The sequence below is a fragment of the Lelliottia jeotgali genome (assembly GCF_977070485.1).
Genome location: NZ_CDRVFO010000003.1, coordinates 436,301 through 455,785 on the forward strand (window position 1 = coordinate 436,301; position 19,485 = coordinate 455,785).

Consider the following 19,485-nt stretch of genomic DNA (forward strand, 5'->3'; position numbering starts at 1 on the left):
GGCGATTAACCGTCCTTCTCGATTTCACAGAGTAGCGGATGCTGGCTTTCCCTGGCGTATTGGTTGACCTGCATGGCCTTTGTTTCGGCGATGTCCCGGGTAAACAATCCGCACACTGCCCGCCCTTCGGTATGGACGGTCAGCATGATCTTGGTCGCCAGCTCGCGGTTCAGACTGAAGAACGTTTCGAGCACTTCGACGACGAAATCCATCGGCGTGTAGTCATCGTTGAACAAAACCACCTTGTACATCGGTGGCGCCTGCAGGATCGGCTTGGCTTCCTGTACCGCAAGCCCTGAGCCGTCGTCCTCATTCGATTGCGGGCGATCCTGATTGAATGTTAGTCGAATCTCGCTACGTGCATGCATGGAAAGAATTTCATCATGATCGACAGGTTAAGGTTGTGAGTTGACCGCTCAAGCCGCAGCCCGCGCAAAGACGGGGCGACCTTGACTATCGGCAAAACGGTGTTACAACCAATAAGAACCCACCGTGGTCGATAAAGATCCGCGCAGTCAACCAGATTTTTCGCAAGGTTCGTATGCGGATGAAGTGGATGATACTCCAGTGATGGAGTCCTTTGCAGAGGGACATAGGGATGGCAAGCGGTAAAGTCAAGTGGTTCAACAATGCCAAGGGCTACGGATTCATCAATGAAGACGGCAAAACCGACGACCTGTTCGCCCATTATTCGGCGATCAAGATGGACGGTTACAAAACCCTCAAGGCCGGACAAGCCGTGACTTTCGAGATCGTTCAGGGCCCCAAGGGCCTGCATGCGACCGAAATCGCCAACGCTATTGCCAGCACCTCAACGGGGGCCTCGCAATCATCGACCGCTGAAGCCTGATCCCTGCTTTGCGTCGGCATACGAAAAAACCGGCCACCCCACTTAACAGGGGGCGGCCGGTTTTCAATTGTTTCACATATGCTTGATCATTTCGTCCCCGAAGCCTGAGCTACCCACCAGCTTCGCGCCTTCCATCAGCCGCTCGAAGTCGTAGGTAACCGTTTTGGCCCCGATCGCGCCATTGGTGCCTTTGATGATCAGGTCGGCCGCTTCGGTCCAGCCCATGTGGCGCAGCATCATCTCTGCCGAGAGGATCACCGAGCCCGGGTTGACCTTATCCTGGCCGGCATACTTGGGCGCAGTGCCGTGGGTGGCCTCGAACATGGCCACGGTGTCGGACAGGTTGGCGCCTGGCGCGATACCGATCCCACCCACTTCCGCCGCCAGCGCATCGGACAGGTAGTCGCCGTTGAGGTTGAGGGTGGCAATCACATCATACTCAGCCGGGCGCAGCAGGATCTGCTGAAGCATGGCGTCGGCAATGGCGTCCTTGACGATCACCTCGCGGCCGGTCTTAGGGTTCTTGAACTTCATCCATGGGCCACCATCGAGCAGCTCGGCGCCAAACTCATCCTTGGCCACCTCGTAACCCCAGTCCTTGAAGGCACCTTCGGTGAACTTCATGATGTTGCCCTTGTGCACCAGGGTCAGCGACTCACGGTCGTTGTCCACCACGTATTGCAGGGCCTTGCGTACCAGGCGCTTGGTTCCCTCTCGGGAAACCGGCTTGACGCCGATGCCGCAGTCCTGGTCGAAACGGATCTTGGTGACGCCCATTTCCTCTTTGAGGAACTTGATAACCTTGTTCGCCTCGGGCGAGCCGGCTTTCCATTCGATGCCGGCGTAGATGTCCTCGGAATTCTCGCGGAAAATCACCATGTCGACATCGCCGGGCTTCTTGACCGGGCTGGGCACGCCCTCGAACCACAGCACTGGCCGCAGACACACATAGAGGTCAAGTTGCTGGCGCAGTGCCACGTTCAATGAACGGATGCCCCCGCCGACCGGGGTGGTAAGCGGCCCCTTGATCGATACGACGTAGTCGCGCACCGCATCCAGGGTCTCCTGGGGCAACCAAGTGTCCTGGTCATAAACCTGGGTGGCCTTCTCCCCTGCATACACCTCCATCCAGGCGATCTTGCGCTTGCCGCCGTACGCTTTCTGCACGGCAGCATCCACCACTTTGATCATTACCGGTGAGACATCGACACCAATGCCGTCGCCTTCGATATAGGGAATGATGGGGTTGTCGGGCACATTGAGCGAATGGTCTGCATTGACGGTGATCTTGGCGCCGTCGGTCGGAACCTTGATTTTCTGGTATCCCATGCTTGCACTACTCCGCTTTCGGGTGTGATTGGACATCATGCGATCCCACTGAGCCTAAACCACATCTGCCGACCTGCAAGCGCTGCGACATCACACCACATTGCCGCTACGTCTTTGGTCTTATAAATGGCGCCGATGTCACTTCGCCTTGCTGAATAGCCCGATTGGTTTGATATACTGCGCCGCGACCGAAGGGTCATCGGGGCGAATCCCAGGAAAATGCGGCTCGCCCTCGGCCAGTAACTGGCCAAAAAGCCTGAGCTGTTACCGCAGTTCAGCACTTGACGCTCGACTGATGCATCCACCATCACCGCTCGCAGCCTCTCGACTTTCCGCTCATGGCGTCGCCAGGGCGAAGCGCCTACCCTGCGCACCTCGAGACTCGAGTACGCTCAGCACATAGAGAGTTAACCCGCATGCCCACCCGTTCCAAGATCATCTATACCTTCACCGACGAAGCCCCCGCCCTCGCCACCTACTCGCTGCTGCCGATCGTCGAAGCTTTCACCGCTTCGGCTGACATCGCCGTCGAAACTCGCGACATTTCCCTGGCTGGCCGCATCCTCGCGGCATTCCCGGAGCAACTGGGCACCGAGAAGCAGGTAGGCGATCACCTGGCGGAACTGGGCCAGCTGGCTACCACACCTGAAGCCAACATCATCAAGCTGCCGAACATCAGCGCCTCGGTACCGCAGCTCAAGGCCGCGATCAAGGAACTGCAAGGCAAGGGCTTCAACATCCCGGACTACGCCGACGAACCGGCCACCGCGGAAGAAAAAGAATCCCGCGCGCGTTACGACCGCATCAAGGGCAGCGCCGTGAACCCGGTACTGCGCGAAGGCAACTCCGACCGCCGCGCACCGCTGTCGGTCAAGAACTACGCGCGCAAGCACCCGCACAAGATGGGTGCCTGGGCCGCCGACTCCAAGTCGCACGTTGCCCACATGACCCAAGGCGACTTCTACGGCAGCGAAAAGGCCGCACTGATCGAGGCTGACGACAGCCTGCGCATCGAGCTGGTCGCCAAAGACGGCAGCACCACCGTGCTGAAAGAAAAGACCGCCGTCAAAGCCGCCGAAATCATCGACTGCGCAACCATGAGCCGCAAGGCACTGAAAGCCTTCATCGCCGAGCAGATCGCCGATGCCAAGGCCTCGGGCGTGCTGCTGTCGGTGCACCTGAAAGCCACCATGATGAAGGTTTCGGACCCGATCATGTTCGGCGTCATCGTCGAAGCCTTCTACGGCGAAGTGCTGGCCAAGCACGCTGCCGCGCTGGCCGAAGTGGGCTTCAATGCCAACAACGGCATCGGTGACCTGTATGCCCGCATCAAGGATCTGCCAGCCGACAAGCAGGCCGAGATCGAAGCCGACATCCAGGCCCTGTACGCCGAGCGCCCGGCCCTGGCCATGGTCAACTCCGACAAAGGCATCACCAACCTGCACGTGCCGAGCGACGTGATCGTCGACGCCTCGATGCCGGCCATGATCCGTGACTCGGGCAAGATGTGGAACACCGCTGGCGAGCTGCAGGATGCCAAGGCGATCATCCCGGACCGCTGCTACGCCGGCATCTACCAAGCCACCATTGAAGACTGCAAGGCCAACGGCGCGTTCGACCCGACCACCATGGGCAGCGTACCGAACGTAGGCCTGATGGCACAGAAGGCCGAAGAGTACGGCTCCCACGACAAGACTTTCCAGGTCAAGGCCGACGGTGTCGTGCGCGTGGTCGATGGCAAGGGCAAGGTCGTTCTGGAGCAGAGCGTCGAAGCCGGTGACATCTTCCGCATGTGCCAGACCAAAGACGCCCCGATCCAGGACTGGGTCAAGCTGGCCGTCAATCGCGCCCGCCTGAGCAACACCCCGGCAGTGTTCTGGCTGGACCCGGCGCGCGCCCACGACGGCGTGATGATCGAGAAGGTGCAGAAGTACCTGAAGGATCACGACACTGCCGGCCTGGACATCCGTGTTTTGGCACCGGTCGACGCCATCAAGTTCTCGCTCGCCCGCATCCGCGAAGGCAAGGACACCATCTCGGTGACCGGCAACGTGCTGCGCGACTACCTGACCGACCTGTTCCCGATCATGGAACTGGGCACCAGCGCCAAGATGCTGTCGATCGTGCCGCTGATGAACGGCGGCGGCCTGTTCGAAACCGGCGCTGGCGGTTCGGCACCCAAGCACGTGCAGCAACTGGTTGAAGAAAACTTCCTGCGTTGGGACTCGCTGGGTGAATTCCTGGCCCTGGCCGCTTCCCTGGAGCACCTGGGCAACACCTACGACAACCCGCGCGCCAAGGTCCTGGCCAACACCCTGGACCAGGCCACCGGCAAGTTCCTAGACACCAACAAGTCGCCTTCGCGCAAAGTCGGCGGTATCGACAACCGCGGCAGCCACTTCTACCTGACCCTGTACTGGGCAGAAGCGCTGGCCGCCCAGACTGACGACGCCGCCCTGCAGGCGCGCTTCGCACCGCTGGCAAAAACCCTGGCCGAGAACGAAGCGACCATCGTCGCCGAGCTCAACGCCGTGCAGGGCAAGCCGGCCGACATCGGTGGCTACTACGCGCCGGATGCCGAGCTGACCGCCAAGGTAATGCGCCCAAGCCAGACCCTGAACAGCGCCATTGCCGCCCTGTAAGGCTCGCTTGAGGTAACAGCACAAACCCCGGCCACGCACCGGGGTTTGTGCTTTCTGAAGCACAGACGCGCCAGCTGTGTAGGAGCGGCCCGCGCCAACCATAGGAAATGCCCATGTCCTGGCAACCCCACATCACCGTCGCCACCATCGTCGAGCACGCAGGCAAATTCCTCTTCGTCGAAGAGTTCAAAGCCGACCAGCACGTGTTCAACCAGCCCGCCGGCCACCTGGAGGCCAACGAAACCCTGCCCCAGGCCGCCCTGCGCGAAACGCTGGAAGAAACCGCCTGGGAAGTCGAGCTTACGGGCGTGGTCGGCATCTACCTGTACACCGCACCGAGCAACGGCGTGACCTACCAGCGCATCTGCTTTGCCGCACGCCCCGTGCGCCACCACGCCGACCTCGCCCTGGACAGCGACATCGTCCGTGCGGTCTGGCTCACCCGCGAGGAACTGTTGGCCGCCCCCGACCGCTGGCGCAGCGAGCTGGTGCCACGCTGCCTGGATGACTACCTTGCAGGCCCGTTGCACAGCCTTGACTTGCTGCGCGACTGACGCGCAGCCTCGGGTTTGATAGAATCGGCGCTTTTCCCCCTTGATACACATCGGTAGCCATGACCAGCCCAGCACTCAAAGACCCCGCCAAGACCCGCGTCATCGTCGGCATGTCCGGCGGCGTGGACTCTTCCGTCTCCGCCCTTCTGCTCATGGAGCAGGGCTATCAGGTGGAAGGTCTGTTCATGAAGAACTGGGAAGAAGACGACGGCACCGAATACTGCACTGCCCGTGAAGACTTGGCCGACGCCCAGGCTGTGTGCGACCGCATCGGCATCAAACTGCACACCGCCAACTTTGCCGCCGAATACTGGGACAACGTCTTCGAGCACTTCCTCGAAGAATACAAGGCCGGCCGCACACCCAACCCGGACATCCTCTGCAACCGCGAAATCAAGTTCAAAGCTTTCCTCGACTACGCGCTGTCGCTGGGGGCTGACCTGATCGCCACCGGCCATTACGTGCGCCGCCGCGACACCGGCGCGGTCACCGAGCTGCTCAAGGGCCTGGACCCGAACAAGGACCAGAGCTACTTCCTGCATGCCGTCGGCGGCAAGGAAATCGCCCGCACCCTGTTCCCTGTCGGCGAACTGGAAAAGCCAGAAGTTCGCGCCATCGCCGAAAAGCACGGTCTGGCCACTGCCAAGAAAAAGGACTCCACCGGTATCTGCTTCATCGGTGAGCGCCGCTTCAGCGACTTCCTCAAGCAGTACCTGCCGGCCCAACCAGGTGAGATACAGACCACCGAAGGCGAAGTCATCGGCCGCCACCACGGCCTGATGTACCACACCATTGGCCAGCGCCAGGGCTTGGGTATTGGCGGCCTGAAAGACGCCGGCGACGAGCCGTGGTATGTGCTGCACAAAGACCTGACCCGCAATGTGCTGGTGGTCGGCCAGGGCAACGAACACCCTTGGTTGTTCTCCCGCGCCCTGCTCGCCTCGGAGATCTTCTGGGTCAACCCGATCGACCTCAGCAGCCCGCGCACGCTCACCGCCAAGGTGCGCTACCGTCAGAGCGACCAGCGCTGCACCCTGGCGCTGACCGAAAGCGGCTACCGCGCCGTGTTCGACGAGCCGCAGCGCGCCGTTACCCCTGGCCAGTCGGTAGTGTTCTACGACGGCGAGGTGTGCCTGGGCGGCGGCGTGATTGAGACGGCCGAGCCGTGGAGCCCGCGCGCATGAACAAACTGCAGGAGCAATTGATCGCACTGGGCGGGGTGTTTCAGGCCGCCGTGCTGGTCGATCGAATCGCCCGCACCGGGCAGGCCAGCGAGGCCGATATCGGCTGTATGCTGGGCAGCCTGCTGGTGCGCGACCCCAAAGACACCCTGGAGGTGTTCGGTGGCGACGACCTCAACCTGCGCGACGGTTATCGCGCCCTGGTCGGCGCCTTGGAGCGCGACCCCAGCAGCCTGCAGCGTGAACCGCTGCGTTATGCGCTGTCGATGCTCGGCCTGGAACGCCAGTTGAACAAGCGTGGCGACCTGCTCGACACCATCGGCAACCGCCTGCCGCAGATCCAGTCACAGGCCGACCATTTCGGCCTGGTTCACGAAAACGTCATCGCCTCCAGCGGCGCCTTGTATCAGGACACCTTGAGCACCCTGCGCCAGCGCATTCAGGTGCATGGCGACATGCGGTTCCTGCAGCAGGCCAGCAACGCTTCGAAGATCCGCGCCCTGCTGCTGGCAGGTATCCGCGCCGCACGCCTATGGCGCCAGCTGGGCGGGCATCGCTGGCAGTTGGTGTTCAGCCGGCGCAAGTTGCTCAATGAACTGTACGATATGATGCGCACACCTTCCTGAAGGCGACGCTGAACCCTCGGTAGGAGCGGCCTTGCGTCGCGAAAGGGCTGCGCAGCGGCCCCCAAATCGCCGCCCCAGCATAGATTGCCGGGGCTGCTGCGCAGCCCTTTCGCGACGCAAGGCCGCTCCTACAGGCATTTTTCATGTATCATATGCGCCCTTCCAAAAGCCTGACTGTCCGAGAACACCCCATGCAGCTTTCTTCGCTCACTGCGGTTTCCCCTGTAGACGGCCGTTATGCCGGCAAAACCCAGGCCTTGCGCCCCATTTTCAGCGAATTCGGCCTGATCCGTTTCCGCGCCCTGGTCGAAGTGCGCTGGCTGCAGCGCCTGGCCGCCCACCCGCAGATCGGCGAAGTGCCGGCGTTCTCCGCCGAAGCCAACGCCCTGCTGGACAGCCTGGCCACCGACTTCAAGCTCGAACACGCTGAGCGCGTCAAGGAAATCGAGCGCACCACCAACCATGACGTCAAGGCGATCGAATACCTCCTCAAGGAGCAGGCTGCCCAGCTGCCTGAGCTGGCCAAGGTCAGCGAATTCATACATTTCGCCTGCACCAGCGAGGACATCAACAACCTGTCCCACGCGCTGATGCTGCGTGCTGGCCGCGACGACGTGCTGCTGCCGCTGATGCGTCAGATCGCTGAGGCCATCCGTGCCCTGGCCCATGCACACGCCGACGTGCCTATGCTGTCGCGCACCCATGGCCAGCCGGCTTCGCCGACCACCCTGGGTAAAGAGCTGGCCAACGTCGTCTACCGCCTGGAGCGCCAGATCGCTCAGGTAGCCGCCGTGCCGCTGCTGGGCAAGATCAACGGTGCCGTGGGCAACTACAACGCCCACCTGTCGGCCTACTCGCAGATCGACTGGGAAGAAAACGCCCGCGCCTTCATCGAAGACGAACTGGGCCTGGTGTTCAACCCGTACACCACCCAGATCGAACCGCACGACTACATCGCCGAGCTGTTCGACGCCATCGCCCGCTTCAACACCATCCTCATCGACTTCGACCGCGACGTCTGGGGCTACATCTCGCTGGGCTACTTCAAGCAGAAGACCGTCGCTGGCGAGATCGGCTCGTCGACCATGCCGCACAAGGTCAACCCGATCGACTTCGAGAACTCCGAAGGCAATCTGGGTATCGCCAACGCACTGTTCCAGCACCTGGCCAGCAAGCTGCCGATCTCGCGCTGGCAGCGTGACCTGACCGACTCCACCGTGCTGCGCAACCTGGGTGTGGGCTTCGCCCACAGCGTCATCGCCTATGAAGCCAGCCTGAAAGGCATCGGCAAGCTGGAAGTCAACGCCGCGCGCATCGCCGCCGACCTGGACGCCTGCTGGGAAGTCCTCGCCGAGCCAATCCAGACCGTGATGCGCCGATTCAACATTGAGAACCCCTACGAGAAGCTCAAAGAGCTGACCCGTGGCAAGGGCATCACCCCAGAAGCACTGCTTACCTTCATCGACGGCCTGGACATGCCAGCCGAAGCCAAGGCCGAGCTCAAGCAATTGACCCCTGCCAGCTACATCGGTAACGCCGCAGCCCAGGCCAAACGCATCTAAGCTGAGCGTCGCCTTCAACGCCCGGCCTCGCCGGGCGTTTTTATTCCCGGACGAAAATTACGTTTTTTCAATAGGTTGAACATGAATCCTGATACTCCACTTCAGCTGCTCGGCGGCATCTCGGCCCGCGAATTCATGCGCGACTACTGGCAGAAGAAGCCGCTGCTGGTGCGCCAGGCATTCCCGGACTTCGAAAGCCCGATCGACCCCGACGAGCTGGCCGGCCTGGCCCTGGAAGAGGAAGTCGAGTCGCGCATCGTGCTTGAGCACGGCGCCCACCCGTGGGAGCTGCGCCGCGGTCCGTTCAATGAGGACACCTTCGCCGACCTGCCGGAGAAGGACTGGACGCTGCTGGTTCAGGCCGTCGACCAGTTCGTACCAGAAGTGGCCGAACTGCTGGAGCACTTCCGCTTCCTGCCAAGCTGGCGTATCGACGACGTAATGATCAGCTTCGCCACCCCTGGCGGCAGCGTAGGCCCGCACTTCGATAACTACGACGTGTTCCTGCTTCAAGGCCACGGCCAGCGCAACTGGAAGATCGGCCAGATGTGCAACAGCGACAGCCCGCTGCTGGACCATGCCGACCTGCGCATCCTCGCCGAATTCGAACAGAGCGGCGAATGGACCCTGGAGCCAGGCGACATGCTCTACCTGCCACCGCGCCTGGCCCACTACGGCGTAGCCGTGGATGACTGCCTGACCTACTCGGTCGGCTTCCGCGCCCCTAGCGCCGCAGAAGTACTGACCCACTTCACCGACTTCCTCGGCCAATTCCTGCCGGACGAGGAGCGCTACAGCGACGCCGACGCCGAGCCTGCCAGCGACCCGCACCAGATCCAGCACGACGCTCTGGACCGCCTGAAGGGCCTGCTCGACAAGCACATGAACGACAAGGATCTGCTGCTGACCTGGTTCGGCCAGTTCATGACCGAGCCGCGCTACCCCGAGCAGGTCGTTGGTGAAGAACTGGACGAGCAGGAGCTGATCGAAGCGCTCGAAGATGGCGCCATCCTGATCCGCAACCCAAGCGCACGCATGGCCTGGTCGGAGCTTGGCGACGACCTGATGCTGTTCGCCAGCGGCCGCAGCTGCCCGCTACCCGCCAAACTGCGCGAGCTGCTGAAGCTGGTTTGTGCCGCCGACGCGTTACACATCGACAACCTTGCACAGTGGCTGGAGGATGAAGATGGCCTTATGCTGGTACAGCAGTTGATCAAACAAGGAAGCTTGGGATTCGCCAATGAATAAGATTCGTGTGCGCCTCGCCGACTGGCAGAAGGACAACGCCGATATCCGTCGCATCCGTGAAGCGGTGTTCGTCGCCGAACAGCACATTCCGCCGGAGCTGGAGTTCGACTCCGAAGACCAAGACGCGCTGCACTTTCTGGCGCTGGAAGGCGATTACCCGATTGGCACTGCCCGCCTGCTGGCGGACGGCACCATCGGGCGCATCTCGGTGCTCAAGGACTGGCGCGGGCTGAAGGTTGGCGACGCGCTGGTCAATGCGGTAATCCTTGAGGCGCAAAACCGTGACCTCAAGCAGCAGATGCTGAGTGCTCAGGTGCATGCAACGCCGTTCTATGAGCGGCTGGGCTTTCGCGTGGTCAGCGAGGAATTCCTCGAAGCTGGCATCCCGCATGTGGACATGGTCCGCGACTCCCGCGAGATCGCCTGAAGCTTCAAACTAGCGCTAAACCTGCAGGAGCGGCCTTGTGTCGCGAAAGGGCCGCACAGCGGCCCTCGGGCTTACTGCAGCGCCGTCTGTAACGTCGGGGCTGCTTCGCAGCCCTTTCGCGACGCAAGGCCGCTCCTACGCCAACTGCGTTGTTTGGGTAAACCATGCAATAAAAAACCTGTACATCCATCCAGATAAAACTTGCCTCTGCGCCCCCGCTTGCGCATCCTAGTGCCTATCACCCTCGATAAAGCGTCCCGGCCATGCGCCTGTTCCTCTGCGAAAAACCCTCCCAGGCAAAAGACATCGCCAAGATCCTTGGCGCCAACCGCAAGGGCGACGGCTGCTGGCAAGGCACCGACGTCTGCGTCACCTGGTGCATCGGCCACTTGTTGGAAACCGCCCCACCCGACAGCTACGACGAACGCTACAAGCGCTGGAATCTCGCTGACCTGCCGATCATCCCGGAAAAATGGAAGATGCTGGTCAAGCCCAAGACCGCCAGCCAGTTCAAGGCGGTCAAGCGCCTGCTCGGCGAAGCACGAGAACTGGTAATCGCCACCGATGCCGACCGCGAAGGCGAAATGATCGCCCGCGAACTGGTCGAACATTGTCGCTACCGTGGCCCCATTCAGCGCCTGTGGCTGTCCGCACTGGACGATGCCTCGATGCGCAAGGCCCTTGCGCGTCTGTTGCCGGGGCAGGACACCTTCAACCTCTATCACTCGGCGCTCGGCCGCTCACGCGCCGACTGGCTCATAGGCATGAACATGAGCAGGCTTTTCACCCTGTTGGGCCGCCAGTCCGGCTATCAGGGTGTGCTACCCGTGGGCCGGGTACAAACACCCACCCTGCGCCTGGTGGTGGACCGCGACCGCAGCATCGCCGATTTCGTACCGGTACCGTTCTGGGCCATCGAGGTGCAACTCGAGCATGCCGGCCTGGCCTTCAATGCACAATGGCGGGCACCGGAGGGCATCTGTGACGACCAGGGCCGCTGCCTTAACCAGGCGCTGGCCCGACAGGCCGCCACAGACATCGGGAACGCCCGCTCCGCACGGGTGCTCAAGGTGACCACCGAACGCGTACGCGAGGCAGCACCCCTGCCCTTCGACCTCGGCACCCTGCAGGAACTGTGCTCGAAAAAATTCGGCCTTGGCGCCCAGGAAACCCTCGACATTGCCCAGGCCCTGTACGAAACCCACAAGCTGATCACTTACCCACGGAGCGACTGCGGTTACTTGCCCGTCAGCCAGCACAGCGAAGCGCCGGCAATCCTCACTGCATTGCAGCGCGTCGATAGCAGCCTGGCGCCGTTGCAAGCGCACCTTGAGCCGCAGCGCCGCTCGCGGGCCTGGAACGATGCCAAAGTTACCGCGCACCACGGCATCATCCCTACCGCGGCCGCCAGCGACCCGTCGCGCTTGCCTGCCAAGCACAAGGCGGTCTATACCCTGATCCGCGCCCGTTACCTGGCCCAGTTCCTGCCCAACCACGAGTACGATCGAACCCAGGCCGAGTTCGACTGTGCAGGCCATGCCCTGCGCGCCGTGGGCAAGCAGATCGTGGAGCCGGGCTGGCGTCGCGCATTACCCGAAGCGCTGGCCCCGGCCAAGGGTCGCGAAGCCCCGCCGGCGCAGGTCCTGCCAACATTGTGTGAAAGTCAGGACTGCTCCGTACAGGGCCTGCAGTTGAAGGACCTCTGGACCCAACCGCCCAAACCCTTCACCGAAGGCGACCTGATCAAAGCCATGAAGAACGTCGCCAAGCTGGTGGACGACCCGCGGCTGAAACAGAAGCTCAAGGAAACCACCGGCATCGGTACTGAGGCGACCCGTGCCAGTATCATTCAAGGCCTGCTCGACCGCGGCTACCTGATCAAGAACGGCAAGGCACTGGCCGCCACCCCAGCCGCTTTCAGCCTGATCGACGCCGTGCCACGCGCGATCGCCGACCCAGGTACCACGGCAATCTGGGAGCAGGCGCTGGATATGGTGCAAAGTGGTGAAATGAGCCTGGAGGACTTCGTTGCGCGGCAGTCGGCATGGATGGGTAAGCTGGTGGAGCGCTGCAGCGGCATGCGCATGACCATAAACGGGCCAGCGGTGGGCAAGGCGGCGCCGTGGAAGAAAAAGCGCAGGAACGGGGGCAAAGGCAAGCTTGCAGCGAGCGGTGCCAAGACCACGGCCAGCAAGCCGCGACAGCCTCGGCGCAAGGCCCCCAACTGAATGGCCAGCCACTGCAGCACGGCATCACTTCCAGACTCGACCCTCGCTCCAACCAAGCTCGGCAAAATCATGCGCCCGCAAACCAGCCTCTTCCTCGCAGAAGAACTCATCCAGCTGGGGCGGGCGCACCGCTGTACCGCTGAGCATGGCATGGACCTGCCCACGGTGATGGATCTGGTGCTCGAACAGGTGGGCAAGCAAGCGCAGCCGCTGTTCACGCTGCACACGATCGGGCCTTACGATGCTCACGTAGCGCGATAGCTGGTCGTCACTCAGCACACTGCAGTAGGCGATCAGCCGGTGGTCAGCCTGGGCCTGTTCGGCGTGCAGGTCGGTGCATGTGGCAAAAGGTTGCTCCGGCTCGAAGAAGCGTTCACCGTCGCGCTCAGGCGCCTCGCCACGCTGCTCGCACTCAAGCATGTGCAGGTAGAACCAGTCCACCGTCAGCAAATGGTTGAGGGTGGCCTTGATCGATGGGAAGAAGCTGCACCGGGGCGCGACGAACTCGTCCTGGGTCAGTTGCAGACAGGCCTTATACAGGCGGTGATTGGCCCAGCCATTGTTGTAGGCCTGGGTCAGCAGATGATGCGACAGCGGCTCCATGGTTCGGCTCCTTCAGGCGAAGCGTTGCAGTTGCATCTCCCGTAGCCGGCTCAGGGTCCTTTGGTACGGGAACGCCAGATACCCTTGAGTGTAGAGCGCTTCAAGCGGAACCTGCGCCTCAAGGTACAGCGCCACCCTGCGGTCGTAGCATTCGTCGACCAGGGCAATGAAGCGGCGTACGGCGTCATCCTTGGCAGCCAGCGCCGGCAGTTGCCGATCACCCGCCTCCACCCGCGCGGCACCATCCTCGGTACCTCGGGCGATACGCCCGGCCTGCTGCTCGCCGCTCAGGGCTGGAATGCCTTCGACCAGGATTGCCGGGAACTGATCGCACAGCGCCATGAATTCCATCGCTGCCAGTGGCTGCTCGCACAGGTCGGCAAAGCGACACCAGATCGCCTGGGGGCTACGTCGGATCACCTGGATCTGCCGTGAACCCACTGCGAACGGCTGCGCACTGCCTGGGTCGTCGAGGCTGAGCTGCTTGAAAACCGCCTCGAGCGCCTTTGAGCTCCCAGCTTCAGCCACCCAGTAGCGCTGGTGTGCCGCCCCTGGGTGCAGACGATGGTCTTGCTCGCCTGCCACCGCCAGGACCTGCATGTGCCGTTCGATGGCGGTTATGGCCGGCAGAAAACGCTCGCGGTTGAAACCGTCCTGGTACAGCAGATGCGGCGGCTGGTTGGAGGTGGCAACCACCACCACGCCATGATCGAACAATACCTGGAACAGGCGGCCGAGAATGATTGCATCTGCGATGTCGCTGACAAACAGTTCATCGAAGCACAGCACGCGGATTTGCCCTGCCAGCTCTCGGGCAAGGGCCTGCAGCGGATCGGCAGTGCCGTTGAGCTGGAACAGCCGCTGGTGGACCCATGCCATGAAATGGTGGAAGTGCTGACGCCGGGCGGCAATGCTCAGGCAGCGGTGGAACAGGTCCATGAGCCAGGTCTTGCCGCGACCGACGGGCCCCCACAGATAAAGGCCCCGAGTGGGACTACCCCCCTCGAGGGGCCTCGAAACAGGCTTGCAAGGCATTGACGGCCTGGGCTTGCTCCGGGTCGGGGACATAGCCTTGATCGGCAAGGGCCTGTTGATAACGCGTTTTGGGGTCGAATGCCATGCAGCATTATGTTGAAAGGGCCCCGTCGTCGGCAAGACTGCGCCCACACATCCACCATCGCTCTTGCACTTTAGCCAGACCGCTTGCCCGCGACAGGGTCGGTAAAGCTCAGCATCGCTTTCAGCCCTCGCTCAGACCAACTTTCAGCAACAACCCATCCTTTTCATCGACGAGCACATACAGGTAGCCATCCGGCCCAACCCGCACATCGCGGATTCGCGCCTTCAAATCCCCTAGCAAGCGCTCTTCATGGACGATCTTGTCGCCATCGAGCTGCAAGCGAATCAGCTCTTGGGTAGCCAGCGCGCCGATGAACAGGTTGTGGTCCCAGGCCTTGAACGTGGGGCTGTCATAAAAAGCCATGCCGCTGATGCCTGGCGACTTTTCCCAAACATGATGCGGATCGACCATACCGTCGACATGTTCGCCCTTGGCCTCAGGGATCGGCATCAGCGAGTAGTTGATGCCATGGGTGGCGATCGGCCAACCGTAATTCTTCCCAGCCTGCGGAATATTGATCTCGTCACCGCCACGGGGGCCATGCTCGTGGGTCCAGAGCTTGCCGGTCCAGGGGTTAAGCGCCGCCCCCTGCTGGTTGCGATGGCCAAACGACCATATTTCAGGGCGTACAGCGTTTTTACCGACGAAGGGGTTGTCTTTGGGCACTTCACCATCGGGCAGGATGCGCACAATTTTTCCCTGTAGCTTGTCCAGGTCCTGCGCCGTGGGGCGCTGGTTGCTCTCGCCCAGCGCAATAAACAGGTAGCCGTTGCGATCGAACACCAAGCGCGAGCCAAAGTGGTTGCCCACCGAGAGCTTCGGTTGCTGGCGGAAGATCACGTCGAAGTTTTCCAAGCGTGCGCGATCTTCGGACAGTTGGCCACGGCCAACGGCAGTACCGGCTTTGCCATCACTACCCTCTTCGGCATAAGACAGGTAAACGGTACGATCCTGGGCAAACTCGGGTGACAACACCACGTCGAGCAGGCCGCCCTGGCCCTCGGCCCAGACCTTGGGAACCCCGCTTATGGGGGGGCCGACCTTGCCTTCGGCATTGACCACACGCAGGTTACCAGTGCGTTCAGTCACCAGCATTTCCTTGCCGCCTGGCAAGAACGCCAGCGCCCACGGGTTGCGCAAGCCGTCGGTCACGGTGCTGACGGTTACCTGCCCCTCCTCGCTGGGGAAGCGCTCCTCGGCGGCGGCGTGCGCGAGCAGCGGCGCCAGCGCGGCGGCGGTGAGTGTGGTCAGCCAGGTAGCTTTGATCATTCAGAATTCCTTTCAGTGGAGGCTCAGGGCGCGCGCTGGGTGTTACGCGGTGGGCGGGTGGGCTCCAGGTTCGGCGTCTGCTGCTGGCGGCGCAGATTGTCACCATTACCGATGCCGCGGTTGTCCAGGGTAGGTGTGCGCTGAATGGGCTGGGTCGAAGGGCCGCGCACCGCAGGCGTGACAGGCAGGCTGCCTTGGCGGCTGTTGGGATTGGCGCGCTGGATCGGGCTGTTGTAGGGGTTGTTGTTACTGGCAGCAAGCAGCAAAGGCTGCAAGGGCGCCGCCTGTGCAGGCAGGCCCAGCAACAGACCGACGGCCAGGACTGGCAATGTAAGATTCATACTCCACCTCATGTACGAAAAGGCGCGCCTCATGCGTTTGATAGCCTAAGGCGCGAGGGGTTCGCAGAAAAAGGGTGAATGCGATTCGTGATGTTTCAGTATGAACCTAAGGCAGCCCTGCGCGCCTTGAAGAATATGCCTGGCATGGGCTTCGATGCTCGAAGGTAGCGATCGCGACGTCCCCAGAAGTAGACCCTCTGCTTTCAACACTGACTTACATTTGCCACACTTAAGGCCAGTGTCCATTGGCAAGGTCCATTTCCATGACTGCCGCTTTGCAACGCTACGCCCGATTATTGCTGGTCTTGCTGCTGGCTGGCGTGCTTCACGCCTGCGCTTTGTTCCAGGCCCGCGACCCGCTGAACATCAGCGTGATCGGCATCGAACCGCTGGCGGGGCAAGAACTGGAGATGCGCATGGCGGTAAAGATGCGTGTACAAAATCCTAACGAGGCCCCAGTCGACTATAACGGCATCGCGCTGAATCTGGAGGTCAATGGCCAGGCACTGGCCTCTGGTGTTAGCGACCAGCAGGGGCATATTGGCCGTTACGGTGAAGCGGTGGTGGTGGTACCGGTCAGCGTCACGGCGTTTGCATTCCTGCGCCAAGCCTATGGTCTGAGCAAGCTCGACTCGCTACAAGGGATGCCTTATGTACTGCGCGGGAAACTGGCTGGTGGCCCCTTCGGCACCGTGCGCTTCACCGATGAGGGCAAGCTTGACCTGCCCAAAGGGAGCAACCTGTACTGGTGACAGCCTGCTTACCATCAACGGTTGGTGCTGGCGGCGGCCATCATCTTGTTGACCTCACTGCGTACCATGCTTGCGTATTCAGGCGGCGACATGCCGTCCAGTTCGGCACGTACCCATTCGGCCCATTTGCCCTTGCGGCGCGGCTTTTCCGAAATCAGCCGGGCTGCGTCGCCCTTCGCCTTGCCCAGGTTGTTTTGCCACAGTTCGAACAGCCGCGCCTTTTCTGCCTCGATCTGTGCCCGTTCCTCGAAGCTCCTGTTGGCCAGATTGAAACTCATGAAATTACCTGCCAGTTGAAATGGCCGCTATCTTACACCGTAGTGCTGATTCATCGCTAAGCTGGCGCAACTTTCCGGGCGCACCGGCATCCATTGCTTACCCCCCCTATCGACGAGGATATGTTCATGGCCCGAAAATCAGCCATTGCAGCTAACAGCGAGCAGATCAAGGATCAGGTGTTCAGTGAGCTGCAGGCATTGATCGAAGAATCGGAGAAGCTGCTCAACGACAGCGCCTCCCTGGTAGGTGAGGAAGCCGACACATTGCGCGCGCAGGTCAGCCTGAAACTTCGCCAGGCTCGAGAGGCGGCCGGGCAGGTGCGCGCCAAGGCACAACCGGTAGTAGACGCCACCCATGACTATATCGGCGGCCACCCATGGCAGACCGTTGCGGTTTCTGCCGGGTTTGGCCTGGTAATTGGCCTGCTGCTAGGCCGCCGTCACTAAACCGTTTCCCGGGCGTAGTGCCGGCTGCTTCAAATCAGGCGGCCTGCGCCATCGGAATACCACTGTGGAAGCGCAGTTCCTGGTCCGCAGACAAGATCAACTCCGCTTCCGCCTCGCGCACCCGCTGAACCCGCTGGGCGATATCTGCTTCATCACCATACTGATGGGCGAGCTTCAGGTAGCCCTGGTAGTGACGCGCTTCGCTTTTCAGCAAGCCGTGATAGAAAGTGCCGAGCTCTTCATCCAGGTGCGGGACCAATGCTGCAAAGCGTTCGCAACTGCGTGCTTCTATAAATGCCCCTACCACCAGCGTATCCACCAGTTTGACTGGTTCATGAGCGCGCACCAGGCGACGCAAACCAGAGGCGTAGCGCCCTGCCGACACTGGCCGCAAAGGCACACCGCGGCGCTTCATCAAGCGCAACACCTGCTCATGATGTACCAGTTCCTCTCGGGCAAGGCGCGACATCATGTTGATCAGGTCCAGGTGGGTGTTGTACTTGGCTATCAGGCTCAACGCCGTGCTGGCTGCTTTGAACTCGCAGTTCTTGTGGTCGATCAGCAAGGTTTCCTGGTCGGCGATGGCCGCTTCGATCCAGGCGTCTGGAGTCTTGCAACCGAGGAAGGCATCGATTTCGGGAATCTGGGACATAACGTACAACCACACACAGCAGGCAGGACGGGCGATTATACCGGCGCCAATCATGAGCGCTAGTGGCTATGCTTGACGTACATCAAGCGGCGACGCGAGGCTCGCCTACTATAGTCAGGCATTGGCCACCATCTTTTGAGGGGAGTTCATGCCCATGCAAGCTGTCCGTAGCATTCTAGTGGTACTCGACCCCGATCATGCCCATAGCCGTGCGTTGACCCGTGCCAAGCTGATCGCCGGGGTGACCGGTGCGCGCCTGCACCTGCTCATGTGCGACAAAAAACAGGATCACAGCGCACTGCTCAGCCTGCTTGGCAGTCAGCTACACGACGATGGCTACGATAACGTCTCTCACGAACAGAACTGGAAGGAGAGCCTGCACGAGTCGATCATCGCCGTTCAGCAGGCTGAAGGTTGTGACCTAGTGATCAAGGAACACCGGCCGGACAACCCCCTGCGCAAGGCATTGCTGACGCCAAGTGACTGGAAACTTCTGCGTCAGTGCCCTTGCGCGGTGTTGATGGTCAAGAGCGAGCGGCCTTGGACGGGAGGCAAGATTCTGGCTGCAGTGGATGTGGGCAACAATGACGAAGATCACCGGCGGCTGCATACCAGCATCATCGACCATGGCTATGACATCGCCAGCCTGGCCAAAGGTGAGCTGCACGTGATCAGTGCGCACCCCTCCCCCATGCTGGCGGCATCCGATCCGGTCTACCAGCTCAGTGAGACCATCGAAAAACGCTACCGAGAGGCGTGCAGTGCTTTCCAGGCCGAATACGATATCAGCGAAGATCGCCTGCATGTCGCAGAAGGCCCTGCAGATGTGCTGATACCGCATACTGAGCAGAAGCTCGATGCAGTGGTCACGGTGATTGGGACTGTCGCGCGCACGGGGATCTCCGGTGCCTTGATTGGCAATACCTCTGAAGTCGTGCTCGATACGCTAGTAGGTGATGTGCTGGTACTTAAAAGTGAAGAGGCGATCGCGCACCTGGCTGAACTGGCCCGTGGCTAAAAAGGTTTTCGGGCAAAAAGACAAAACCCCTACCTGCTCGCGCAGATAGGGGTTTTGCGAAATGAATCTTGACGATGACCTACTCTCACATGGGGAAACCCCACACTACCATCGGCGATGCATCGTTTCACTACTGAGTTCGGGATGGGATCAGGTGGTTCCAATGCTCTATGGTCGTCAAGAAATTCTGTAGCCAGAATGTCCAGATGGACAGCCCAGCGAATTCGGATATGCGATATTTGTGATGCTGCGAACTTTCGGTTCTTTCGTCTTCACCACCACAATCTGCAGAAGCAAATTGCTTGGGTGTTATATGGTCAAGCCTCACGGGCAATTAGTATTGGTTAGCTCAACGCCT

At 61.2% G+C, this 19,485-nt stretch carries 20 protein-coding genes and 1 rRNA gene; 12 read left to right on the plus strand and 9 right to left on the minus strand.

Annotated features, from left to right (window positions below; translation table 11 throughout):
• Window positions 1–5: 5 nt before the first annotated feature.
• Window positions 6–368 (minus strand): ATP-dependent Clp protease adapter ClpS, encoded by a 363-nt coding sequence (clpS, locus tag ACW4TB_RS07085; protein ID WP_012315251.1) that lies wholly within the window; start codon window positions 366–368, stop codon window positions 6–8.
• Between the two features lie 230 nt (window positions 369–598).
• Here clpS and cspD point away from each other — a divergent pair, with 230 nt between their 5' ends.
• Complete coding sequence (gene cspD, locus ACW4TB_RS07090; protein WP_012315252.1) at window positions 599–850, plus strand: cold shock domain-containing protein CspD; 252 nt, start codon at window positions 599–601, stop codon at window positions 848–850.
• A gap of 72 nt (window positions 851–922) precedes the next feature.
• On the opposite strand, the gene icd is transcribed toward cspD, so the two are convergent.
• Window positions 923–2,179 (minus strand): NADP-dependent isocitrate dehydrogenase, encoded by a 1,257-nt coding sequence (icd, locus tag ACW4TB_RS07095; protein WP_012315253.1) that lies wholly within the window; start codon window positions 2,177–2,179, stop codon window positions 923–925.
• Window positions 2,180–2,595: 416 nt separating this feature from the next.
• Between icd and ACW4TB_RS07100 the strand changes: the two genes are divergently transcribed.
• The 8 genes from ACW4TB_RS07100 to ACW4TB_RS07135 all read left to right on the plus strand — a co-directional run bounded on the left by ACW4TB_RS07100 (window position 2,596) and on the right by ACW4TB_RS07135 (window position 12,647).
• A complete protein-coding gene (locus tag ACW4TB_RS07100; RefSeq protein WP_012315254.1) occupies window positions 2,596–4,821 on the plus strand; it encodes an NADP-dependent isocitrate dehydrogenase in 2,226 nt (741 codons plus the stop codon).
• A 113-nt stretch (window positions 4,822–4,934) separates the two neighbouring features.
• Window positions 4,935–5,375 carry an NUDIX hydrolase gene (locus tag ACW4TB_RS07105; protein ID WP_279928741.1) on the plus strand — a complete coding sequence of 147 codons (441 nt, stop codon included), beginning with the start codon at window positions 4,935–4,937 and terminating at the stop codon, window positions 5,373–5,375.
• A gap of 59 nt (window positions 5,376–5,434) precedes the next feature.
• Window positions 5,435–6,559: a tRNA 2-thiouridine(34) synthase MnmA gene (gene mnmA / locus ACW4TB_RS07110; protein ID WP_012315256.1), complete on the plus strand. Its 1,125-nt coding sequence runs from the start codon at window positions 5,435–5,437 to the stop codon at window positions 6,557–6,559.
• The gene (gene hflD, locus ACW4TB_RS07115; RefSeq protein WP_012315257.1) at window positions 6,556–7,182 is read left to right on the plus strand and encodes a high frequency lysogenization protein HflD; all 627 of its coding nucleotides are present in this window, start codon (window positions 6,556–6,558) and stop codon (window positions 7,180–7,182) included. The genes mnmA and hflD overlap by 4 nt, the downstream gene beginning before the upstream one ends.
• Window positions 7,183–7,373: 191 nt before the next feature.
• The gene (gene purB, locus ACW4TB_RS07120) at window positions 7,374–8,744 is read left to right on the plus strand and encodes an adenylosuccinate lyase (RefSeq protein WP_042111580.1); all 1,371 of its coding nucleotides are present in this window, start codon (window positions 7,374–7,376) and stop codon (window positions 8,742–8,744) included.
• Window positions 8,745–8,825: 81 nt separating this feature from the next.
• Window positions 8,826–9,992 (plus strand): ribosomal protein uL16 3-hydroxylase, encoded by a 1,167-nt coding sequence (locus ACW4TB_RS07125; protein ID WP_039604938.1) that lies wholly within the window; start codon window positions 8,826–8,828, stop codon window positions 9,990–9,992.
• A complete protein-coding gene (locus ACW4TB_RS07130; protein ID WP_012315260.1) occupies window positions 9,985–10,419 on the plus strand; it encodes a GNAT family N-acetyltransferase in 435 nt (144 codons plus the stop codon). The genes ACW4TB_RS07125 and ACW4TB_RS07130 overlap by 8 nt, the downstream gene beginning before the upstream one ends.
• Before the next feature lie 263 nt (window positions 10,420–10,682).
• Window positions 10,683–12,647, plus strand: a complete 1,965-nt coding sequence (locus tag ACW4TB_RS07135; RefSeq protein WP_455828233.1) for a DNA topoisomerase III — start codon at window positions 10,683–10,685, stop codon at window positions 12,645–12,647.
• 24 nt (window positions 12,648–12,671) lie between these two features.
• On the opposite strand, the gene ACW4TB_RS07140 is transcribed toward ACW4TB_RS07135, so the two are convergent.
• From ACW4TB_RS07140 to ACW4TB_RS07155, 4 genes are all read right to left on the minus strand, one after another.
• Entirely contained in the window at window positions 12,672–13,250 is a 579-nt protein-coding gene (locus ACW4TB_RS07140; protein ID WP_012315262.1) for a DinB family protein, read from the minus strand.
• Between the two features lie 12 nt (window positions 13,251–13,262).
• Window positions 13,263–14,318, minus strand: coding sequence for a cell division protein ZapE (gene zapE / locus ACW4TB_RS07145; protein ID WP_455842920.1), 1,056 nt, complete (start codon window positions 14,316–14,318; stop codon window positions 13,263–13,265).
• Between the two features lie 172 nt (window positions 14,319–14,490).
• Window positions 14,491–15,639: a PQQ-dependent sugar dehydrogenase gene (locus tag ACW4TB_RS07150; RefSeq protein ID WP_455828232.1), complete on the minus strand. Its 1,149-nt coding sequence runs from the start codon at window positions 15,637–15,639 to the stop codon at window positions 14,491–14,493.
• Window positions 15,640–15,662: 23 nt separating this feature from the next.
• Window positions 15,663–15,980, minus strand: a complete 318-nt coding sequence (locus tag ACW4TB_RS07155) for a hypothetical protein (RefSeq protein WP_254466130.1) — start codon at window positions 15,978–15,980, stop codon at window positions 15,663–15,665.
• A gap of 263 nt (window positions 15,981–16,243) precedes the next feature.
• On the opposite strand from ACW4TB_RS07155, the gene ACW4TB_RS07160 reads away from it, so the two are divergent.
• The gene (locus ACW4TB_RS07160) at window positions 16,244–16,732 is read left to right on the plus strand and encodes an LEA type 2 family protein (RefSeq protein ID WP_254466131.1); all 489 of its coding nucleotides are present in this window, start codon (window positions 16,244–16,246) and stop codon (window positions 16,730–16,732) included.
• Window positions 16,733–16,746: 14 nt separating this feature from the next.
• Here ACW4TB_RS07160 and ACW4TB_RS07165 read toward each other — a convergent pair whose 3' ends face one another.
• The gene (locus ACW4TB_RS07165) at window positions 16,747–17,010 is read right to left on the minus strand and encodes a hypothetical protein (protein WP_012315267.1); all 264 of its coding nucleotides are present in this window, start codon (window positions 17,008–17,010) and stop codon (window positions 16,747–16,749) included.
• A 126-nt stretch (window positions 17,011–17,136) separates the two neighbouring features.
• Between ACW4TB_RS07165 and ACW4TB_RS07170 the strand changes: the two genes are divergently transcribed.
• On the plus strand, window positions 17,137–17,457 hold the full coding sequence (locus ACW4TB_RS07170; RefSeq protein WP_012315268.1) for a DUF883 family protein: 321 nt from the start codon (window positions 17,137–17,139) through the stop codon (window positions 17,455–17,457).
• Between the two features lie 34 nt (window positions 17,458–17,491).
• Here the strand turns inward: ACW4TB_RS07170 and miaE are convergent, their stop codons facing one another.
• Entirely contained in the window at window positions 17,492–18,109 is a 618-nt protein-coding gene (gene miaE / locus ACW4TB_RS07175) for a tRNA-(ms[2]io[6]A)-hydroxylase (protein ID WP_042111582.1), read from the minus strand.
• Between the two features lie 154 nt (window positions 18,110–18,263).
• Between miaE and ACW4TB_RS07180 the strand changes: the two genes are divergently transcribed.
• The gene (locus ACW4TB_RS07180; RefSeq protein ID WP_039602450.1) at window positions 18,264–19,127 is read left to right on the plus strand and encodes a universal stress protein; all 864 of its coding nucleotides are present in this window, start codon (window positions 18,264–18,266) and stop codon (window positions 19,125–19,127) included.
• A 66-nt stretch (window positions 19,128–19,193) separates the two neighbouring features.
• Here ACW4TB_RS07180 and rrf read toward each other — a convergent pair.
• Window positions 19,194–19,309: ribosomal RNA gene (rrf, locus tag ACW4TB_RS07185) — 5S ribosomal RNA — on the minus strand.
• Between the last annotated feature and the right edge of the window lie 176 nt (window positions 19,310–19,485).